The organism is Pseudomonas sp. GW821-FHT07B01 (assembly GCF_059419065.1).
This window is the reverse complement of the sequence record NZ_JBWKRA010000009.1, coordinates 100,923-116,239: the sequence shown is the minus strand read 5'-3', so window position 1 is coordinate 116,239 and position 15,317 is coordinate 100,923. Positions and strand designations below refer to the sequence as shown.

17 protein-coding genes and 1 tRNA gene are annotated in these 15,317 nt (G+C 58.4%); 10 read left to right on the top strand and 8 right to left on the bottom strand.

Features of this window, described 5'->3' with window-relative positions:
* Positions 1-24 precede the first annotated feature (24 nt).
* From AC07S6_RS12470 to AC07S6_RS12450, 5 genes are all read right to left on the bottom strand, one after another.
* Positions 25-1,923 (bottom strand): alkaline phosphatase D family protein, encoded by a 1,899-nt coding sequence (locus tag AC07S6_RS12470; protein ID WP_495112402.1) that lies wholly within the window; start codon positions 1,921-1,923, stop codon positions 25-27.
* Positions 1,924-2,080: 157 nt separating this feature from the next.
* Complete coding sequence (locus AC07S6_RS12465) at positions 2,081-2,302, bottom strand: hypothetical protein (protein ID WP_127881017.1); 222 nt, start codon at positions 2,300-2,302, stop codon at positions 2,081-2,083.
* 267 nt (positions 2,303-2,569) lie between these two features.
* Positions 2,570-4,813 (bottom strand): ATP-binding protein, encoded by a 2,244-nt coding sequence (locus tag AC07S6_RS12460; protein WP_197882160.1) that lies wholly within the window; start codon positions 4,811-4,813, stop codon positions 2,570-2,572.
* Positions 4,810-5,424, bottom strand: coding sequence for a biliverdin-producing heme oxygenase (locus tag AC07S6_RS12455; protein ID WP_495112401.1), 615 nt, complete (start codon positions 5,422-5,424; stop codon positions 4,810-4,812). The genes AC07S6_RS12460 and AC07S6_RS12455 overlap by 4 nt, the downstream gene beginning before the upstream one ends.
* Before the next feature lie 212 nt (positions 5,425-5,636).
* On the bottom strand, positions 5,637-5,999 hold the full coding sequence (locus AC07S6_RS12450) for a response regulator (protein ID WP_003194033.1): 363 nt from the start codon (positions 5,997-5,999) through the stop codon (positions 5,637-5,639).
* A gap of 162 nt (positions 6,000-6,161) precedes the next feature.
* Between AC07S6_RS12450 and AC07S6_RS12445 the strand changes: the two genes are divergently transcribed.
* From AC07S6_RS12445 to AC07S6_RS12430, 4 genes are all read left to right on the top strand, one after another.
* Positions 6,162-6,593 carry a bleomycin resistance protein gene (locus tag AC07S6_RS12445; protein WP_072435022.1) on the top strand — a complete coding sequence of 144 codons (432 nt, stop codon included), beginning with the start codon at positions 6,162-6,164 and terminating at the stop codon, positions 6,591-6,593.
* A gap of 30 nt (positions 6,594-6,623) precedes the next feature.
* A complete protein-coding gene (locus AC07S6_RS12440) occupies positions 6,624-6,998 on the top strand; it encodes a c-type cytochrome (protein ID WP_495112400.1) in 375 nt (124 codons plus the stop codon).
* A gap of 201 nt (positions 6,999-7,199) precedes the next feature.
* Positions 7,200-7,481, top strand: a complete 282-nt coding sequence (locus tag AC07S6_RS12435) for a T6SS effector amidase Tae4 family protein (protein WP_495112399.1) — start codon at positions 7,200-7,202, stop codon at positions 7,479-7,481.
* The gene (locus tag AC07S6_RS12430) at positions 7,432-7,941 is read left to right on the top strand and encodes a T6SS effector amidase Tae4 family protein (protein WP_495112398.1); all 510 of its coding nucleotides are present in this window, start codon (positions 7,432-7,434) and stop codon (positions 7,939-7,941) included. The genes AC07S6_RS12435 and AC07S6_RS12430 overlap by 50 nt, the downstream gene beginning before the upstream one ends.
* Before the next feature lie 152 nt (positions 7,942-8,093).
* Here AC07S6_RS12430 and AC07S6_RS12425 read toward each other — a convergent pair whose 3' ends face one another.
* Positions 8,094-8,465 (bottom strand): PH domain-containing protein, encoded by a 372-nt coding sequence (locus AC07S6_RS12425; RefSeq protein WP_019817496.1) that lies wholly within the window; start codon positions 8,463-8,465, stop codon positions 8,094-8,096.
* A gap of 155 nt (positions 8,466-8,620) precedes the next feature.
* Here AC07S6_RS12425 and AC07S6_RS12420 point away from each other — a divergent pair, with 155 nt between their 5' ends.
* Positions 8,621-9,256: a LysE family translocator gene (locus tag AC07S6_RS12420; protein ID WP_038451453.1), complete on the top strand. Its 636-nt coding sequence runs from the start codon at positions 8,621-8,623 to the stop codon at positions 9,254-9,256.
* A 7-nt stretch (positions 9,257-9,263) separates the two neighbouring features.
* Here the strand turns inward: AC07S6_RS12420 and AC07S6_RS12415 are convergent, their stop codons facing one another.
* On the bottom strand, positions 9,264-9,593 hold the full coding sequence (locus AC07S6_RS12415; RefSeq protein ID WP_495112397.1) for a hypothetical protein: 330 nt from the start codon (positions 9,591-9,593) through the stop codon (positions 9,264-9,266).
* 83 nt (positions 9,594-9,676) lie between these two features.
* A tRNA-Leu gene (locus AC07S6_RS12410) sits at positions 9,677-9,761 on the bottom strand.
* Positions 9,762-9,869: 108 nt separating this feature from the next.
* On the opposite strand from AC07S6_RS12410, the gene queA reads away from it, so the two are divergent.
* From queA to secF, 5 genes are all read left to right on the top strand, one after another.
* Positions 9,870-10,919: a tRNA preQ1(34) S-adenosylmethionine ribosyltransferase-isomerase QueA gene (queA, locus tag AC07S6_RS12405; RefSeq protein ID WP_058410986.1), complete on the top strand. Its 1,050-nt coding sequence runs from the start codon at positions 9,870-9,872 to the stop codon at positions 10,917-10,919.
* A 5-nt stretch (positions 10,920-10,924) separates the two neighbouring features.
* On the top strand, positions 10,925-12,040 hold the full coding sequence (gene tgt / locus AC07S6_RS12400; RefSeq protein WP_032803964.1) for a tRNA guanosine(34) transglycosylase Tgt: 1,116 nt from the start codon (positions 10,925-10,927) through the stop codon (positions 12,038-12,040).
* 43 nt (positions 12,041-12,083) lie between these two features.
* Positions 12,084-12,422, top strand: coding sequence for a preprotein translocase subunit YajC (gene yajC / locus AC07S6_RS12395; RefSeq protein WP_003175975.1), 339 nt, complete (start codon positions 12,084-12,086; stop codon positions 12,420-12,422).
* A gap of 62 nt (positions 12,423-12,484) precedes the next feature.
* On the top strand, positions 12,485-14,353 hold the full coding sequence (gene secD, locus AC07S6_RS12390; protein WP_003194025.1) for a protein translocase subunit SecD: 1,869 nt from the start codon (positions 12,485-12,487) through the stop codon (positions 14,351-14,353).
* Positions 14,354-14,362: 9 nt separating this feature from the next.
* Positions 14,363-15,277, top strand: a complete 915-nt coding sequence (secF, locus tag AC07S6_RS12385) for a protein translocase subunit SecF (RefSeq protein ID WP_014719825.1) — start codon at positions 14,363-14,365, stop codon at positions 15,275-15,277.
* Positions 15,278-15,317: the final 40 nt, after the last annotated feature.

The following is a 15,317-nucleotide window of genomic DNA, read 5'->3' as shown; positions in this document are numbered from 1 at the left end:
CTGCTTTTGACGAGTGGCGAAACGCTATTTTTCTGGCGCCATCATCTTTGTTCGAGGTCTTCCATCCGCGTTGTGCTGGTAAATGGCCTGCGGTTGGCCCTGCTCATTGAAAAACACCTGGCCAATGCCCGCCGAGTTCCACAACCGCTCACCCGCTTCAGCATGCTCTGGAATATAGGGCACCACCTGCATGGTGCGACGGCGGGTAAACCAGTTGAGGGGCGAGCGCGGGGAGTAGAGCCAGCGGTTGAGGCGGTCGAACCATTCCAGCAGGCGCGGCGGGAACTCGTTCTTGATGCCGCTGCTGGTGATTTGCCAGATATTGGGGCCGCCGTTGCGGTGGCGGATCAGCACTTGGTAGACGAACGAGTAGTGCACATCGCCGGACAGGATCACGTAATTACCCGGCGTGCGTGAGTGGCGGAAGATATTCAAAATCACTTGGGCGGCGCCGCGGTGGGCCATCCAGTTCTCGGCGTCCACCAGCAGGGGAAAACCGCACCAGCTGAAGACCTTTTGCACCGTCTCGATCAGCTTGACGCCAAAGACCGGCGCGGGCGAGACGATGATGGCGGATGGATGGTCCAGCAGCGCTTGTTGCAGTTCGCTCAAGGCTTCCCAGTCCAGCAGGCCGGAAGGTTGCTTGAGGGTGAACTCGCTGCGCCAGCGTCGGGTGCGGGTGTCGAGTACCACCAGCGCCGGGGTGGTGGGCAATACGTAGTGCCACTGCTGGAATTTCAGCAAGGCCTCCAGCAACGCGTCTTGCGCCGCCGCGTCGAGATGATTGGCCTGTACCTGGCCGGTCAGTGCCTGGGTTTGGCCCAGCAGTTCGTCAAACACCTGGGGCTGGTTGCCCCAGCCTTGGCATAACAGATACGCCAGCAAGGCATTGCCGATGATGCGCTTGGAGAAGGGGTGGCCGTAGGCGGTTTCTTCCCACTGGGCGCTGAGGTTCCAGTCGTCAGTGATGTCGTGATCGTCGAACATCATCAGCGTCGACAGGTGCGCGAACACCCGCGCCACCCCAGGCAGGCCGTTGCGGAACTGATCGATATAAACCTGTTCGCGGGCGTAGCGTTGTTGCTCTTGCGCGCTCAGCGGCGGCGGTTCTGGTGTGATCAGCGTCCAGGGTGTCGGCGACCAGGCCAGCAGGTACATCGCGATCACTTCGGCAAAGGTCACCAGGTGATTGTCGGCGGTGCTGCTGGTGAAGATCGGTTTCTTCACGCCGCCGAAAAAGCGCTCACGCAAGGTCTCGTTACTGTCCAGCGCGGGGAGCAGGTCGGCGCGATGGTAATAGCTGGCGCGATGCCCGTAGAGGGCGGCACTGTCGTCAACCACGGCCCCTTCCAGGTATTCGTCGAACAGGCCCAGGCGCGCGATTAATTCATGAATTGCCCGCAGCATGGGCCCCGCGACGTCGTCGGCGTAGACCTGGTCGCCGCTCATCATCAGCAAGGCGGGGCGTTGTGCCACGGTGGGAGCTTGCTCCAGCAGACGATCAATGCACAGCAACCCGTCATCAGCGCGATGGTGAGGCTTGCGGCAGGAGCCGTGGACCAGTTGGTGGATGCGCCCATGCACGACGAAATCGGGCAGCGTGGCGCCTGCGTACAGCAGATGGGGTGCCCACTGGGCTATTCCGCAGCCGTCAATAAACAGGTCATAGTGGATGTTTACATCCAGAGGCAGGGCGTCAGTCAGGGGCACATCGATCAAGTGGATAAACGAATGGCGCCCGACGGGAACGATCTGACAATGTGCATGAAGGTGAATATCCAGCGTTGATCCCTGAGCGTGCTGCAGCCTCATAACCAGCTTAAGTTCCCGGCTCGCCACCAGCCATAGCACCACACGCTTTGGTTCCAGGCGGCGCAGCAACGGGCCGGCAAGTACGGGGGGAAGTGACTGCAGTTCAGGCATGACGCGATCGGCTCACTAACAAGACAAGCACTCAGTATAACGCTGAAAATGTCGGCATTTTGTCAACGAACGTCAGACAGTAATATGTTGTGGCTATTAATGAATAAGCAGCGCCCTGGGCGCTACTTATTTAGTAGTTGCGCTTAAGTAAATTTACTCAAAGAACATGGCCTTTGCCGAGACTGTCCAAGCCACCACCATTACGTCTGCCGCCTCTGTCTGCGGTGACCCCATTGTCATTAATCGAATTATCGGGAGCGATTTGATCGAGGCTTCGTTTCGAGCGTGAGTTGACCTTCTCGCTGGCTTGGGTGTCTTGGTCGGGGGCGGATTGGGAAATGTAAGTATTGACGGGATTAAAGCCGATAGAATTGAACACGGTAACGCCTCACTATTAATGGCATGGTTTACATGGCATGTTCTTCCCTGTAACAGTGCTCGGCGTAAGTTAGTGGGGTTCGGTGTTTTTTGCGAGGTGTTCTATGTTTCTGTTTGTGATGGGTGAGTTGGTTTTATTGTTGAATTTTGGTTGTTTTATTTTGAAACTTTGTTAAAGAAATGCAATGTTGTATGAGTATATGTTTGGTTTTCCGTTCTCGGTTATGGGGCAGCAGGGGCAATATGGTTGCCCCTGCCGGCAAATGGCTCAGTTGTTTGCCTCAATCGTCACCTTCGGTACGGTAAATCGAAACTCGCTGCCCTGACCCTGCTTGCTCTCGGCTTCGATCCTGCCGCCATGCGCCTTAACGATGCCTTGAGTGATATACAGCCCCAGCCCGCTGCCGGTGGGGTTGTTTTCAGTCTGGGTCCAATAGCGATCGAACACATGGGGCAAATCGTCCGGCGCAATGCCCTCACCAGAGTCGCGCACCGAAAATACAATCTCCTCGCCGTTGCTCATGGCGCTGATGCCGATGTTGCCTTGGCGAGGGGTGAACTTGATCGCATTGCCGATCAGGTTCGACAGCACCTGGAACAAGCGCTCCGGGTCGGCCTTGATTTGCAGGCCAGGCTCGACATTGAACGACAGGTCGATGCCCTTTTCCGAGGCCAGGGGCGCCAGCAGCGAATACGCCTCTTCAAAAATCTGGCTGACGTCCAGCGCCACCGGCTTGACCACATAGCGCCCGGCTTCGATTTTCGAGGTGTCGAGCAAGTCTTCCAGCAACACGTTCATGCGCCCGGCAGCCTGTTGCATGGTGTCAATGGCGGAAGAAATGCGCCGTGAAGTGTGGGGGCCATCGGAGCTGAAGGCTTTTTGCATCATGCCGCAGAGCATGGAGATGACGGTCATGGGGTTGCGCAGGTCGTGGGAAACCACCGCGACCAGCTCGTCCCGCGCACGCACCGCTTGTTGCTCGCGCAGTACTTGGCGGGACAGGTCGTTCTCCAGGGCCGAGCGGCGCAAATCGTTGGCGGCAAACAGGTCGCCATGGCTCCACTTGGTGGAGATACCAGCCATTTCCACTTTCCAGATTTCAAACGAGGTGCGTGGGCGAAGGCGCATGCCCGCGTCGCAGGTTTCCAGATTCAGCGGCTTCTGCGGGTCGCCACTCCAGTGGATGTTCTCTTTGACTTCCGGGCGAAACCACAATACGCCGTTATCCACAGGCTTGGGCAAGCTCATGGCGAGCACGCCGCTGGCCACGCTCTGGTATTCGGCGGCCGGCGGATAAACCGAGGCCAGGTTATGGCTGGAAAATACCGGTGCGCCGTCGCCCTGCAACCACTTGTGCAACGCGCGTATCTGCGCCGGTTCCGGGCAGTTGCCGTAGCGGTGTAATTGCTTGTCTTCGATGATCGCCACGCCGCCGGAGAGGGTCAGGTCCATCAGCAGTCGGCCTTGCTGGGCCAGGCCGTCGAATACGTTATTGGCAGAGGCTTTCATCGCCCGATCCAGCAGCGCCAGCGCTTCGACTTTCTCGTCGCGCTGGCGGGTCAGCTCCAGGGCCTCCATGGCACTGATCTGCAATGACAGCACCTGGCCGATGGTCTGGCAGGCCATGCGCAGGTCGTTGGGCACCAGCAGCGGCTCACGGTTGCCGCAACTGATCAGGCCCCAGAGTTTGTCGCCCTTCATCAGTGAAATACTCATGGACGACAACACGCCCATGTTCTGCATGTACTGGCAGTGAATCGGCGACACGCTGCGCAGGGTGGCGAAGCTCAGGTCCAGAGGCTGCCCGGTGTCCGGGCGCAATTTGGGCACCAGCGGTACCGGTTCGTAGGACGCATTCGGGATGATCCGTAGCCAGTTGGTGCGATACAGCTCGCGAGCCTGCTCGGGGATGTCGGACGCGGGGAAGAACAGCCCGTTGAACAATTCCATGGACGGCGCCGAGGCCTCGGCGATCACCTGGCCATGGCCTTCCTCTTCGAAGCGATAGATGAGCACCCGGTCATAACCGGTCATGGCCTGGATTTCGTTGACGGTGATGGCGTAGAGCGCCTCCAAGGTCTTTGCCGATTGCAGGCGGTGCAGCATCTTGCCCAGGTCGCTGGTGCGGCCATTGTGTGCTCGGGGTTTGAAATCCTTGAGCCGTGGTTCGAATTCCAGCACTAACACGCCCTGATGGCGATGCAACAGGCCTTCGAACTGCTCACCCTTGAAGGTTATCAGCAGGGGCGGCGAGTCCAGGAATGCGCTGTCCTCGGCCATGGTTTGCACGGCTCGGGCGTACTCCTCGCCAATCAATCTGTGCAACGGTTTATCCAACAGCGCCTCGGGGGTGTGGCCGAACAACGTACCGACGTTGGCACTTACCTGAATAATGTTCAGGCCAGGTTCCGACAAAGTCAGCAGCACGCCGTGGGGCTGGATGGCCCCCGGAAAACGAATGGGTTCGTCGGCGCAGTTGGCAAGCAGCTCTTCAAAATCTTCGGGTTTCATAGCAATACCTCCTGGCTGTCGAGCCATTGCTCAAAGCCGCTGAATGTCGAGCGGGCCGCCATCACCGCGCGCACGGCGGCATCTGTATCCAGTGGCTGGCGGCCCAGATAATCGAGGAAATCTTTCCAGCGCCGTCCGGTCTCGGCGCCGTATACATTGAGAAAGGCACCGCCGTTGTCGGCGTTCACATCTAGGCGCAGGGCTATTTCCCGGCGCAGCACTTGGCCGCCCAGGGTTGCGCCTTCCAGCACATACAGGGCGCCGAGGCACGCAGCCGGTGAGTCTAATACGGGGAGCTGGGTACAGCGAGGCAGGGCATGGATGGCGTGCTCAGTCAGGCCGAGCGCGTGCAGGTCATGGACCAGGGTTGGCGTTTTCACACGCAACGCAGACTCATATCCGTCGGGAATCAAACCGCTGTCATACAGCGCCGCTTCCATTGGCTGATAAAAGCCGTAGTACGCCTGCAGCAAGCGCCGATACCACTGGGCATCCAGGCGCTCGGAAAAAAACGGCAGGCGCTGTTCCAACGCCACATGCAGCAGGCCCGTGCCCGTGCGCAACGTTTCCAACAAGGAGGGCGCACTAACGTCATGGGCCTGTGAATGCATTCAATGAGCTCGAACTGTGGGCCTGTCGGCCATGAATGACGCGTGAAAATGGGCGACGATTCTACACAACTCATTGTCGTCAGCTGAACGCAGAAGCGAAAAGGCTGACCAGTGGATCAGAAAAGTCGCTCCCTGCACCTTACATGACCGCAGAACTAGCCCTCAAGTTCGGTTGAAATGATATCGCGCTGCTATCAATCCCGGGACTGGCCCTAGTGCGTCAATGCTGTCTGCACGCACTCAAGCAAGTGGTCGGTACTCCAGGGCTTGGGCAGAAACCGCACGGAACTGCCCAGCTCGGCGGCGATTTTCGTATTACCTGAGGTCAGCACTACCTGTACTTCAGGCCACCGGTGGGCGACGACACGGCTCAAGTCATAACCATTGAGCAAGCCGGGCATTTGAATATCACTGACAATCAAATCCACCGGGTCATCGCCGCGCTCCAGGTAAATCATCCCTTCGTCTGCCGATGCAAACGATGTCACCACGGCACCAAAGTCTTCCAGCACATCCACCATCAACGCCCGAATGATCTCGTCGTCTTCCAATACCAAAATCGATGGCTGAGCCATGATCCTTACTCCACCATCAGGGGTTCAATAAGGTGGAGTAGGGGTTGGGTATATAGGTTCGATTGGATGTTTTTTAAACGATGGGTGGTCATTTGGCTGCTTGTGAGCCATGGGCACGACAATCCGTTAAGGTGAACGCCACCCTGCCATCCAAGGAATGCCATGTTCAACCGTAACCCACTCGTGCCTGAACTGATCGTCACCCGCCTTGGCGCGAGCCTGGCGTTCTGGATCGAACAGTTAGGTTTCGCTATTGCCTATCAGCGCGCAGAAGAAGGCTTTGCCTACCTAGACCTTAACGGCGCGCAAATCATGCTCGAACAATACGACCCCGAGGCCGGCCAGTGGCTTACCGCACCGTTGCAGCCCCCATTCGGGCGCGGCATCAACCTGCAAATCGATGTGCCCGCCGTAGCACCCATCCTGCAACGCTTGGCGCAGATCGGCTGGCCCTTGTTCCGCGATGTAGAGGACGCCTGGTACCGAGCCGGTGACGTGGAGGCCGGGCAGCGCCAGTTCATCGTGCAAGACCCGGACGGGTATCTGGTGCGTCTGGTGCAGCGGCTGGGAGAAAGGCCGGTCGAACAGGCATAATCCACGGCAACAGCCGATAGGGAGACGTGAATGAAGTATGTGTTATTGACCCTCGCCCTGACCGTTATCGCCGCACCCGCGTTCGCTGCGGGCGACGCCGAGGCGGGCGGCAAACTCTTCACCAAGACCTGCGGCGGCTGCCACAGCATTGGTGAGGGCGCGCGGGGTGGTTTTGGCCCGGAACTGAACGGCATCATTGGCCGGCCTGCCGGTACCACTCAGGACTATCAGTATTCGGATGCGATGAAGAACTCGGGCGTGGTGTGGACGCGGGAAAAACTGGCGGCCTACATCGAAAATCCGAAGTCGGTGGTCAGTGGCACGCGGATGATCTTCTGGGGGATCAGTGACCAGGAGAAGATTGAAAGTATCCTGGCGTATCTGGAGACATTCCAGCCCAAGTGAGATGCCCAGGCTGGCACGCATCACCGTCCTCTGTCCTCTGTAGGAGCGAGCAGCTCGCTCCTACAAAAAAGCACAGTGTGAGGGGTAGCCTGCATCAAAAGCCTACACACAAGTAGGACCGTTCTGATGTGCGCCTGACCTCACCATTATCGGCAAAGCGTTTGCTACGTTCGTGTGAAAAATACGCGATGGAAGCGCTTAATGCTGACCTTCAACTCCCTATGGAAAAACCACCCGGAAATTTTCGGAGACGCCGCCCCTTGTAGAACCAACGGCGCCAAAAATTTCGCTGACCAATGCGCCATTAACCTGGGTGTAGCACTGCGCAGGTCGGGCGCCGACCTGAGCAAGTTGAGAGGCGTGCGCTATTGTTGGCAGCATGCCAAGAGTGAGGGCCATGTGCTGGCGGCTGAGGAAATGGCCAGAGCTCTAAATGGCGCGAATATCCCCGGCTTGCAGCGGCCGAAAAAAGATAAAACCTGAGGATTTCGAAGAAGTGTTGGCGGGGCAGCAAGGCGTTATCTTTTTCAAAGATTTTTGGCACCGAGGGAATGAGACGTTTGGCAATCGCAGCGGTGACCACATTGACCTTTGGAATGGACGGCGGTTGACGGATTGGCTGAGTTATCCGCGTATCCAGCTGGGATTTTCGATTGAGGGGACGTTCTCGGACTATCACGAGTCCAGGGAGATCTGGTTTTGGAATCATATGAAATTGGTTAAGGGCGTGGTGTTTGTCGTCGGGGTGGTTGTAGTGGCGCTCGGAGTGTTTAACGGCTTGGTGGTGGTCGTGTCTGCGTATTTTGGGCCGTTTTATCAAGGGGATGCGGATCAGAGCAGGAATTTTGGGCTTTGGTTGGTTGGGAATGGGGTTGTGGTTTTGGGAGCAGCGTTCAGTGGGGCGGTTTGGTATTGCAGGCGTTTGAGTAGGTGGCGGGAATGAAAATGTGTCCGAGTCTTAAGTGAATCAGCGGCTGTGATTTTTCCTTAAAGGGCATCGCAGGCAAGCCAGCTCCCACATTTTGAGCAATGTGTATCAGTTGAACCGCAATAAAAAAGACCTTGAAGCATCAAGGTCTTTTTTGTGCCTGTGGATCAACTCAGCAGGTGCTTGGAAATCAGCCGGGAGATTTCCACGATCGAGGTCTTGCCAGTGAATTCGAACTTCACCTTCCCCAACGACGAAAAGTAAATCTCCAACTCCGAATCAAGATCAAACGTGCCGGACGTTTCCACCGAGTACGCCACGATGTTCTTGTACGGCAATGAGGTGAAGTCCTTCTTGCTGCCGGTAATTCCCTGCACGTTCACCGCGATGATGCGTTTGGTGGTGAACACGACGCCGTCGCGCATGGCCTTGTACGCGTCGACCACTTCTTCGCCGTCCAGCAGCAGGGCCGCTACGCGCTCGGCGTATTCGTCGTTTTGCTTGAGCTTGAAAAAGCCTTTGTTGTTGAAGTCGATCATGTGCCTGTCCTGGGTAGGTGGTGCCGCCGGTGTATGACGTTTTGCTTGCGGATCTGTATCTAACGCCTGGGCCTTCAAGCCCCTAGCATGACGCTCAACACGACCGCGTCGGCGAAGGGTTTCACGCCGGCAGCATAAAAAACAGGAGCCAATCCATGCCTGATATATCCAGCTTGCTCGCCTACGGCCTGATTTCACTCGGCATGGTACTGACACCGGGGCCGAACATGATCTATCTCATTTCCCGCTCCATCTGCCAGGGGCGCACGGCCGGGTTGATTTCCCTGGGCGGGGTGGCGCTGGGGTTTGTGGTGTATATGGTGTGCGCGGCGCTGGGTATTACGGCGTTGGTGATGGCGGTGCCGTTTGCCTACGACGCGCTGCGGCTCGGCGGGGCGTTGTATCTGGTGTACCTGGCCTGGCAGGCGGTCAAGCCGGGTGGGCGCTCGCCATTCCAGGTGCGTGACTTGCCCAAGGACAGCCCGCGCAAGTTGGTTACCATGGGGCTGGTCACCAACCTGCTCAATCCCAAAGTGGCGGTGATGTATTTGTCGTTGCTGCCCCAGTTCATCGACCCGAACGGTCATGGCAGTGTGCTGGTGCAATCCCTGGCGCTGGGCTCCCTGCAGATTCTTATCAGCGTGAGCGTCAACGCGGTGATTGCCTGCATGGCGGGTTCCATCGCGGTGTTTTTTGTCACCCGGCCAGGTTGGCAGGTGCTGCAGCGCTGGCTGATGGGGTCGGTGTTGATGGGTTTGGCGGTGCGGATGGCGGTGGAAGGGCGCAAGTAAGTCCACGTCACAGGATGGCTTTCAGGTAATCCTTGAGTGCGTTGAGCGGGGCGTCGAGTGTTTCCAGGGTCTGTGCTTCGCGCACGTCCGTTGCGAGCCGCTGCAACTCGCGACCCATGACGGTATCGGCGCCACCCAGGGTGTCGAGTGCCAGATACAGGCATTCATCGAGCTTCACTTGGATCTCGGCCAGGTTTCCCTGGCGCACCAACAACCCAAACACCTCGCGATCATAGCCCTCCATCACGGGATCATCGCGCAGCAATGGGCTGCCGTGGTCACTCTCATGCACCAGCTTCAACGCGAACAACGCAACCGCTTCAAGCGTCAACTCCATGGTCCCGCTCCTTCCACTGCCACGTCTGGCACTTTTTTGCAGGCGAAAAAAAAGACCTTGAATTTCAAGGTCTTTCTTTAAGATGGTGCCCCGAGGGAGACTCGAACTCCCACTCCTTTCGAAAACGGATTTTGAATCCGCCGCGTCTACCAATTCCGCCATCAGGGCTCAATGGCGGCGAAGTATAGAGATGAGATTACCGTTGGTCAATCACGTTTCATGGTCTATTTTCACTATTTCCGCTAGACTTCCCGGCCCTGCTAGACGAACCCCATCATGCGCGTTGCTGACTTTACTTTTGAGCTCCCTGATTCGCTGATCGCTCGCCACCCTTTGGCCGAGCGTCGCGCCAGTCGACTGCTGACCCTGGACGGGCCCAGCGGTGCCCTCGCACACCGTCAATTCACTGATTTGCTTGAGCATTTGCGCCCAGGCGATCTGATGGTTTTCAACAATACCCGGGTGATTCCGGCGCGGCTGTTTGGCCAGAAGGCTTCCGGCGGCAAGCTGGAAATTCTGGTGGAGCGGGTGCTGGACAGCCATCGCGTGCTGGCCCATGTGCGCTCCAGCAAGTCGCCCAAACCGGGGTCGAGCATCTTGATCGAGGGCGGTGGCGAAGCCGAGATGGTGGCGCGCCACGATGCCTTGTTCGAACTCAAGTTTGCCGAAGAAGTGTTGCCGCTGTTGGAGCGCGTCGGCCATATGCCGTTGCCTCCTTATATAGACCGCCCCGACGAAGACGCGGACCGCGAGCGCTATCAGACCGTGTACTCACAGCGCCTCGGCGCCGTCGCCGCACCGACTGCCGGGCTGCATTTCGACCAGCCACTGCTGGATGCGATTGCCGCCAAGGGCGTCGACACCGCCTATGTAACCCTGCACGTGGGGGCCGGTACGTTTCAGCCGGTGCGTGTGGATAACATCGAAGACCACCATATGCACAGCGAATGGCTGGAGGTCAGCCAGGACGTGGTGAATGCGGTGGCGGCGTGCAAGGCGCGTGGCGGTCGAGTGGTTGCCGTGGGCACCACCAGTGTGCGTTCGCTGGAGAGTGCAGCGCGTGATGGCGTGCTCAAGCCGTTCAGTGGCGACACCGATATTTTCATTTTTCCAGGGCGACCCTTTCATGTGGTCGATTGCCTGGTCACCAACTTCCATTTGCCCGAATCCACGCTGTTGATGCTGGTGTCGGCATTTGCCGGTTACCCGGAAACCATGGCTGCCTACCAGGCCGCCATCGCTAACGAGTACCGTTTTTTCAGCTACGGTGATGCGATGTTTATCACCCGTAACCCGGCGCCGCGCGGCCCTGAGGACAACTTATGAGTCGTATGTCGTTTGAATTGCTCGCTACGGACGGCAAAGCCCGTCGCGGCCGCCTGACCTTCCCACGCGGCACTGTGGAGACCCCGGCCTTCATGCCGGTCGGCACGTACGGCACCGTCAAAGGCATGTTGCCCCGCGACATCGTCGCCACCGGTGCCGAGATTATCCTCGGCAATACCTTCCACCTGTGGCTGCGCCCGGGCACGGAAGTGATCAAGAAGCATGGCGACCTGCATGACTTCATGAAGTGGCAAGGCCCGATCCTCACCGACTCCGGTGGTTTCCAGGTGTTCAGCTTGGGCGCCATGCGCAAGATCAAGGAAGAGGGCGTGACCTTCGCCTCGCCGGTCGACGGCGCCAAGGTGTTCATGGGCCCGGAAGAGTCGATGCAGGTACAGCGCGACCTGGGCTCGGACATCGTGATGATTTTCGACGAGTGCACGCCGTACCCGGCCGATGAAGACGTGGCGCGTATCTCCATGGAGCTGTCGCTGCGTTGGGCCCAGCGTTCGAAGAACGCCCATGGCGATAACACGGCGGCGCTGTTCGGTATTGTCCAGGGCGGCATGCATGAAAGCCTGCGCAAACGCTCGCTGGAAGGCCTCGACAAGATCGGCTTCGACGGCCTGGCCATCGGCGGTTTGTCGGTGGGCGAGCCCAAGCACGAAATGATCAAGGTGCTCGATTACCTGCCAGGCCTGATGCCCGCAGACAAACCTCGTTACCTTATGGGCGTTGGCAAACCGGAAGATCTCGTAGAGGGTGTGCGCCGCGGTGTGGACATGTTCGATTGCGTGATGCCAACCCGTAATGCCCGCAATGGGCATCTGTTCATCGATACAGGCGTGCTGAAGATCCGTAACGCGTTCCATCGCCATGATGATTCGCCGCTGGATCCTACCTGTGACTGCTACACCTGCCAGAACTTCTCCCGTGCTTATCTGCACCATCTGGACAAGTGCGGGGAAATGCTGGGTAGCATGTTGAATACCATCCACAATTTGCGTCACTACCAAGTCCTGATGGCTGGTTTGCGCGAGGCTATTCAACAGGGTACATTGGCCGCCTTCGTCGATGCCTTCTATGCCAAGCGTGGCCTCCCTGTGCCGCCCTTGGACTGAGTTTTCCGACCCTAAGATTCACTATTTGCAACTGGAGTGCTAAATGAGCTTTTTTATCTCTAACGCCATGGCTGACGCCGCTGCGCCTGCTGCTGCCGGCCCTATGGGCGGTGGTTTCGAGTGGATTTTCCTGGTCGGCTTCCTGGTCATCTTCTACCTGATGATCTGGCGTCCACAGGCCAAGCGCGCCAAAGAGCAGAAAAACCTGCTGGGCAGCCTGCAAAAAGGCGACGAAGTCGTGACCACTGGCGGTATCGCCGGCAAGATCACCAAGGTCTCCGATGCTTTCGTGGTACTGGAAGTCTCCGACACCGTGGAAATGAAGTTCCAGAAGGGCGCCATCGCCGCCACGCTGCCTAAAGGCACGCTCAAAGCGATCTGAGTAACAACCTTTACCAATCGACGGGGCGCGCAAGGCGCCCCGCGTTATAAGCGGGCGGCGTGATGCTGAACAAATACCCTCTGTGGAAATACGTACTGATCCTGGCGGTGCTGGCGATCGGTTTTATTTATTCCGCTCCCAATCTCTATCCTGATGACCCGGCGATCCAGATCTCTGGCGCCAGCACTTCGCTGCAGGTCAATCAGGCTGATCTGGACCGTGCGAGCAAAGCGCTCAACGACGCGGGCATCCAGGTTAAAGCGGCAACCTTGGCGGCTGGTTCCAAAGGCGGCTTGTTGCGCCTGACCAAGCAAGAAGACCAATTGCCGGCCAAGGATGTCGTACGCAAGGCCATGGGTGACGACTACGTTGTCGCGCTCAACCTGGCCCAGACCACGCCACAATGGCTGCGCAGCATTGGCGCGCACCCGATGAAGCTGGGTCTGGACTTGTCCGGCGGTGTGCACTTCCTGCTGGAAGTCGACATGGACAAGGCCCTGGATGCACGTCTGAAGGTCTACGAAGGCGACGTGAAGAGCCTGCTGCGCAAAGAGAAGCTGCGCTATCGCAGCCTGCCGCAGCTCAACGGTGCCATTCAGCTGGGTTTTGCTGATGAAGCTTCCCGCGAACAGGCCCGTGCGCTGATCCGCAAGAACTTCAATGACTTCGACATCGTGCCTGCCGACCTGAACGGCCAAGCGGTACTGCGTTTGGCGATGAGCCCGGCCAAGATCGCTGAAATCCGCGAATACTCCATCAAGCAGAACCTGACCACGGTCCGTAACCGCGTCAACGAGCTGGGTGTGGCAGAGCCGATCGTGCAGCGCCAGGGCGCCAACCGCATCGTGGTTGAGCTGCCAGGCGTACAGGACACCGCTGAAGCCAAGCGTATCCTCGGCAAGACCGCCAACCTGGAGTTCCGTCTCGCGGCAGACCCAGGCGCTACGCGTGCCACTTCCGAAGAATTCGAATTCCGTGAAGGCAACCGTCCTCCAGCGCTGATCGAGCGTGGCTTGATCATCACCGGTGACCAGGTGACCGACGCCAAGGCTGGTTTCGGCGAGCACGGCACGCCTGAAGTGAACATCCGTCTGGATGGCCACGGTGGCGAATTGATGAGCCGCGCCACGCGCAGCAACGTCGGTCGCAGCATGGCGGTGATCTTCATCGAGCAGCGCCCGGTGACCACCTACACCAAGCAGATGGTCAACGGTGTCGAGAAAGACGTGCCGGTGCAGACCTTCAAGGAAGAGAAGAAGATCATCAGCCTGGCGACCATCCAGTCGCCGCTGGGTGCTCAGTTCCGTATCACTGGCCTAAACGGCCAGGGCGAGTCTTCCGAGCTGGCGTTGCTGCTGCGTGCCGGTGGCCTGGCTGCACCGATGTACTTCGCTGAAGAGCGTACCATCGGCCCGAGCCTGGGTGCCGACAACATCACCAAGGGTGTCGATGCCGCGCTGTGGGGCATGCTGTTCGTGTCGCTGTTCATCATCGCCATCTACCGCTTCTTTGGTGTGATCGCCACTGTCGCCCTGGCGGGCAACATGGTGATGCTGCTGGCGTTGATGTCGTTGCTGGGCGCCACACTGACCCTGCCAGGTATCGCTGGTATCGTACTCACCATGGGTATGGCGGTGGACGCCAACGTGCTGATCTTCTCGCGGATTCGTGAAGAGATCGCCGCCGGTATGACCGTGCAGCGTGCAATCAACGAAGGCTTCGGCCGGGCATTTACCGCGATCCTCGACTCCAACCTGACCACACTGTTGGTCGGCGGGATTCTCTTCGCCATGGGCACAGGCCCGGTGAAAGGTTTTGCGGTGACCATGTCCCTCGGGATCTTTACCTCGATGTTCACGGCCATCATGGTGACCCGCGCAATGGTCAACCTGATCTTTGGCGGGCGTGACTTCAAGAAGTTGTGGATTTAAGGGGCTGCCATGTTACGTACAATCAACTTCATGGGCGTTCGCAATATTGCGTTCGGCGTCACCGTGCTCCTTACCGTTCTGGCGTTGTTCAGCTGGTTCCATAAGGGCCTGAACTACGGCCTGGACTTCACCGGCGGTACGCTCATCGAGCTGACCTATGAGAAGCCGGCCGACGTTACCCTGGTGCGCAGCGAGCTGGTCAAGGCCGGCTATCACGAAGCCGTGGTGCAGAGCTTTGGTGCCACCACCGACCTGCTGGTGCGCATGCCTGGCGAAGACCCGCAACTGGGTCACCAGGTAGCCGAGGCCTTGCAGAAGGTCGGCGGCGATAACCCGGCGTCGGTCAAGCGCGTCGAGTTCGTCGGCCCGCAAGTGGGTGAAGAGCTGCGCGACCAGGGCGGCCTCGGCATGCTGATGGCGCTGGTCGGTATCATGATCTACCTGGCATTCCGCTTTCAGTGGAAGTTCGGTGTTGGCGCCATTGTGTCGCTGATCCACGACGTGATCGTGACCGTGGGTATCCTGGCCTACTTCCAGATCACCTTCGATCTGACCGTATTGGCGGCTGTGCTGGCGATCATTGGTTATTCGCTCAACGACACCATCGTGGTCTTCGACCGGGTTCGTGAGAACTTCCGCGTACTGCGCAAGGCGACGTTGATCGAGAACATCAACATCTCCACCACCCAGACCCTGCTGCGGACCATGGCGACGTCGATCTCTACCTTGCTGGCGATTGCTGCGCTGATGATCTTCGGTGGCGACAACCTGTGGGGCTTCTCCCTGGCGCTGTTTATCGGCGTTCTGGCGGGTACTTACTCGTCGATCTACATCGCCAACGTGGTGCTGATCTGGCTGAACCTCAACAGCGAAGACTTGATCCCTCCTGCCGCTACCGACAAGGAGGTCGACGACCGTCCTTGATGGGCGTTTGTTGATCCGCTGTTACAAGAAAGGCGCGAGT